Origin of the sequence: Carnobacterium sp. (assembly GCF_049673005.1) — a bacterium.
Classification (GTDB): domain Bacteria; phylum Bacillota; class Bacilli; order Lactobacillales; family Carnobacteriaceae; genus Carnobacterium_A.
In genome coordinates, this window is record NZ_JBATXB010000044.1 from 1 (window position 1) to 4,928 (window position 4,928).

Genomic DNA, 4,928 nt, shown 5'->3' on the forward strand with positions numbered 1-4,928 from the left:
TACAACAAAGAAACACCTCATTTGAAAAAAGGTGGAGTTATTCATCATTACTTGGATTATTCAGATTCTAAGGCAGCTCTTGAAGAAATGGATTACTTCTATGAAAATCAAAATGACTGGGGTAATCTTTCTAGTTTAGATGAGATTGCTGCTTACGCTGAAGGGAAACGCGGTTTGAAGGTACAAGCGAATACAAAAGAAATAGAAGGAATTATTGAAGAAGCAGTTAGAGCTAATGTAGAGTTAGTCCCAACAGTCTTCATCGGTCAAGAAATTTTTGATGAACACATCACAGTAAGTGAACTAAAAACGTTAATAGAGAATAAATTGAAATGAACTAATTAAACCCATTCGAAAAAGCAGTACAAGACGATAACTCTTGCTGCTTTTTTTGTTTAAAAAATAAAGGATAAAAATAGTACTATTTTGAAAAAAAGGTACACTAATTATATAAGAAAAATAAGAATCTACAATACGGATAGTTTTTAGGTTAATTAAAAATAGGGAGTGATTATAATGGCCAAGGCAATAGATTTCAGATCATTGAAAAGATTTAACATCATTATGGGACTGTTGCATTTAGTTCAAGGAAGTTTAATGTTGGGTTTTGCTATTTTTATTGATAAGATTGCTAATTTTAAAATACCTATCCGCTCTTATTTCCTTACTTTTGATACAACTCAAATGCGGTTACTAACTGAAGAAAAAGAAATTTTTAATGCCCCATTTGGAATAATGGTTTCTTTATTCTTATTTATTTCTGCTTTAGCACACTTTATTATTGTGACGCCTTGGGGGAATAAAATATATAATAAAGATTTAGAAAGAAATATGAATCGTTTTAGATGGTATGAATATGCGATTAGTTCATCATTAATGATTATTTTAATAGCGATGTTGTTTGGTGTTTATGATATCGGTTCACTTATTTTAATGTTTGTTCTTAACGCTACAATGAACCTATTCGGTCTAGTTATGGAAGAAATGACTTACTACAGGAAGTCAACAGATTGGAAGTCGTTTGTCTTTGGAACAATCGCTGGTTTTGTTCCTTGGGTAGTTATTCTATTGTACGCATTTGGGAACGCAGATCCATCTGAAGTTCCTTGGTTCGTATACGCTTTAGCAGGAACGTATTTTGTTTTCTTTAATCTGTTTCCAATAAACATGATTTTGCAATATAAAAAAGTAGGTCCATGGAAAAACTATCTCTATGGAGAACGTGCATACATTATCTTAAGTTTGGTTGCTAAGTCTGCGTTAGCATGGTTAGCGTTTGCAGGTGTTATGCAGCCTGGATAGAAGACTAGAGCAAAAAAAATAAAATCACTCATTATAAATAATTTAATGGGTGATTTTATTTTTATTCAGGTTATCCTTTTATTCTTTATTTTAAAGTGAGTTTTAAAAAACACGTATAATATTTCTGGGTTTAGTCTTAAAGCTTGAAAGTAAAAAGCCTAGATGATATAATAAGTGTTGTAAGAGATAAAAGCGGCGTTGTTTTTTAGACCGTATAGGAAAACAAGATTAAAGCATACAGTTAACTGAATGTCTTGTTTCACTTAGATCTCTTGTTTTTTTAGTCAATAAGGGTCGCCCAACGACTCACGTGGTCGTTAGTTGACCCATTGAGAAAGAGGGAACTCATGCAGGATATATTGTCTATCATCGAAAAGGTTACACCGGACATTATGGATACGCTGAGAAGACGGTATCAGATTTTGCGCAATGTTTACTTGTTAGGTCCTATTGGACGTCGAGTACTCGCCGACAAGATGGATATTACTGAGCGTGTACTAAGAACAGAAGTAGATGCATTAAAAAGACAAAGTTTAATTATAACATCTAAAGTAGGCATGCAATTAACCCAAAATGGAGAAATTGTGTATCATGATTTAGATCAAATAATGGGACAACTGTTGGGGATGCGAGAGAAAGAAAATCAACTAGCCGCATATTTTAAAATAGAACATTGTGTGATTGTTTCTGGAAATGTTGAGGAGCAGCATAAGGTTCGAGATGAGTTAGGTCGAGCAACGATGGATTCGCTAAAACTATTATTGCCTGAAGGGACTAACATCATTGCAGTTATGGGTGGTACAACAATGGCTGAAGTTGCTAACCATATGGATGAAAGTCTTGCTTATCAACGAGAATTATTATTTGTACCAGCAAGAGGTGGACTTGGCGAGTCTGTAGATATGCAAGCTAACGCAGTTAGCGCGCAGATGGCAAAGAGGACTGGTGGGAAGAATCGTGTCTTGTATGTACCAGAACAAGTAAGCGAAGAAACATATAAACCGCTCTTGCAAGAACCAGAGATCAAAAAAACGCTAGATCTGGTAGAAAAAGCTAATTGTGTTCTCTATAGTATTGGAGATGCAACACATATGGCAAAGCGCAGAGGAATGAGCAAAGATGTTCTAGCTCTGATCAAAAATAAAGCAGCAGTTGGAGAAGCTTTTGGAGAATTCTATAATCAAGCGGGGGAAGTTGTCTATAAAATCCCACGCATTGGAATGCAATCTAAAGACCTTGCGCGAATAGCAAGTGTCATCGCGGTTGCGGGTGGAAAATCTAAAGCAAAAGCAATTGAAGCACATATGAAAAATGTACCTTCTCAAACGTGGTTAATCACAGATGAAGGTGCCGCCAATCAGATTTTAAGAGGGATAACCCTTTAAAATAAATTTTTTACGATTCCTAAAGGAGGAAATTTAGTTATGACAGTTAAAGTAGGTATTAATGGTTTTGGACGTATTGGACGTCTTGCATTCCGCCGTATTCAAGAAGTAGAAGGTATTGAAGTAGTAGCAATCAACGATTTAACAGACGCAAACATGTTGGCTCACTTATTAAAATATGATACAACACAAGGACGTTTCAACGGAGAAGTTGAAGTTAAAGATGGCTCTTTCAATGTTAACGGTAAAGATGTTAAAGTATTAAGCAACCGTAACCCTGAAGAACTTCCGTGGGGAGAATTAGGCGTTGAAATCGTGCTAGAATGTACTGGTTTCTTCACTACTCAAGAAAAAGCTGAATTACACTTGAAAGCAGGAGCTAAAAAAGTTGTTATCTCTGCACCTGCAACAGGCGACATGAAAACTATCGTTTACAATGTAAACCACGAAATTCTTGACGGTTCTGAGACAGTTATTTCTGGAGCTTCATGTACAACTAACTGTTTAGCACCTATGGCTCAAGTACTAAACGACAAATTTGGAATTGTTCAAGGTTTAATGACTACTATTCATGCTTACACAGGTGACCAAAATACATTAGATGCTCCACACCCAGGTGGCGACTTCCGTCGTGCTCGTGCTGCGGCAGCTAATATCGTTCCTAACACAACTGGAGCAGCAAAAGCTATTGGTTTAGTTTTACCTGAACTTAAAGGTAAATTAGATGGAGCAGCACAACGTGTTCCTGTAGCAGCTGGTTCATTAACAGAATTAGTTACTGTTTTAGACAAAACTGTAACTGTTGAAGAAGTTGACGCAGCTATGAAAGCAGCAGCAAACGAATCTTACGGTTATACTGAAGACGCAATTGTTTCTTCAGATATCTTGGGTATGACATTCGGTTCATTATACGATGCAACTCAAACTAAAGTTATGACAATGGGCGACAAGCAGTTAGTTAAAACTGTTTCTTGGTATGACAATGAAATGTCATACACGGCTCAATTAGTACGTACGCTAGAGTACTTTGCTAAATTAAGCAAATAATCAACAAAAACGTTTTGATAAGCGGGGGAGCTGCGCGCTTCCCTGCTTTTCTTTTTGATTAGAAAATTAGAATTGAGGAGGATCTCTCAATGGTAAAAAAAGTTGTAACTGATTTAGAATTAAAAGATAAAAAAGTATTGGTCCGTGCAGATTTTAACGTACCTATGAAAGACGGTAAAATCACGAACGATAACCGTATCCAAGCAGCTTTACCAACGATTCAATATATTATTGAACAAGGTGGAAAAGTGATTCTTTTCTCTCACTTAGGTAAAGTGAAAACAGAAGAAGACAAAGCAGGAAAATCATTGCGTCCAATTGCTGAGCGTTTAAGTGAATTATTGGGTAAAGAAGTAACATTTGTACCTGAAACTCGCGGTAAAAAATTAGAAGATGCGATTGCTTCATTGAAAGATGGAGACGTATTATTATTCGAAAACACTCGTTTTGAAGATATCGATGGCAAGAAAGAAAGTAAAAATGATGTTGATCTTGGTAAGTACTGGGCTAGCTTAGGCGATTTATTTGTCAATGATGCATTTGGTACAGCTCATAGAGCACATGCTTCAAACGTTGGAATTGCTTCTAATCTTGAAACAGCTGCCGGCTTTTTGATGGATAAAGAAATCAAATTTATTGGTGGAGCAGTCGATGAACCACAACGTCCTTTTGTTGCAATCTTAGGAGGCGCAAAAGTTAGCGATAAAATCGGTGTGATTGAAAACTTATTAGATATAGCAGATAAAGTTCTGATTGGTGGAGGAATGACGTATACATTCTACGCTGCTAAGGGAATAGAAATCGGCACATCATTAGTTGAAGAAGATAAAATTGATTTAGCTAAAAGCTTACTTGAAAAAGGCGGCGACAAGTTAATCTTACCGATTGATACTTTGACAACGCACGAATTTAGCAATGATGGAACGATTGAAATTCATGAAGGTGTAATCCCAAGTGACCAAATGGGATTAGATATCGGACCAAAAACAATTGAATTATTCACAAAAGAATTACAAGGTGCTAAAACAGTTGTATGGAACGGACCAATGGGCGTGTTTGAAATGTCTAATTTTGCTAAAGGTACAATTGGCGTATGTGAAGCTATTGCAAACCTAACAGACGCTACAACTATTATCGGTGGTGGAGATTCAGCAGCAGCAGCTATGGATTTAGGTTTCGCTGATCAATTCACTC

At 36.3% G+C, this 4,928-nt stretch carries 5 protein-coding genes; all 5 read left to right on the top strand.

The features are described from left to right. A partial coding sequence (locus WBF61_RS04115; RefSeq protein ID WP_424254160.1) for a thioredoxin domain-containing protein occupies positions 1–336 on the top strand: 336 nt, incomplete at its 5' end. Between the two features lie 180 nt (positions 337–516). Further along, positions 517–1,302 carry a heliorhodopsin HeR gene (gene heR / locus WBF61_RS04120; protein ID WP_424254162.1) on the top strand — a complete coding sequence of 262 codons (786 nt, stop codon included), beginning with the start codon at positions 517–519 and terminating at the stop codon, positions 1,300–1,302. A 347-nt stretch (positions 1,303–1,649) separates the two neighbouring features. Continuing rightward, complete coding sequence (locus tag WBF61_RS04125) at positions 1,650–2,687, top strand: sugar-binding transcriptional regulator (protein ID WP_424254164.1); 1,038 nt, start codon at positions 1,650–1,652, stop codon at positions 2,685–2,687. A 39-nt stretch (positions 2,688–2,726) separates the two neighbouring features. Beyond that, on the top strand, positions 2,727–3,734 hold the full coding sequence (gene gap / locus WBF61_RS04130; protein ID WP_424254166.1) for a type I glyceraldehyde-3-phosphate dehydrogenase: 1,008 nt from the start codon (positions 2,727–2,729) through the stop codon (positions 3,732–3,734). A gap of 89 nt (positions 3,735–3,823) precedes the next feature. Then, positions 3,824–4,928, top strand: a 1,105-nt coding sequence (locus WBF61_RS04135) for a phosphoglycerate kinase (RefSeq protein ID WP_424254168.1), incomplete at its 3' end; no start/stop codon positions are given.

Bases quoted from the DNA above. Each gene is read 5' to 3' on its own strand.
- heR (WP_424254162.1), top strand. From the start codon at position 517: ATGGCCAAGGCAATAGATTTCAGATCATTGAAAAGATTTAACATCATT.
- WBF61_RS04125 (WP_424254164.1), top strand. From the start codon at position 1,650: ATGCAGGATATATTGTCTATCATCGAAAAGGTTACACCGGACATTATG.
- gap (WP_424254166.1), top strand. From the start codon at position 2,727: ATGACAGTTAAAGTAGGTATTAATGGTTTTGGACGTATTGGACGTCTT.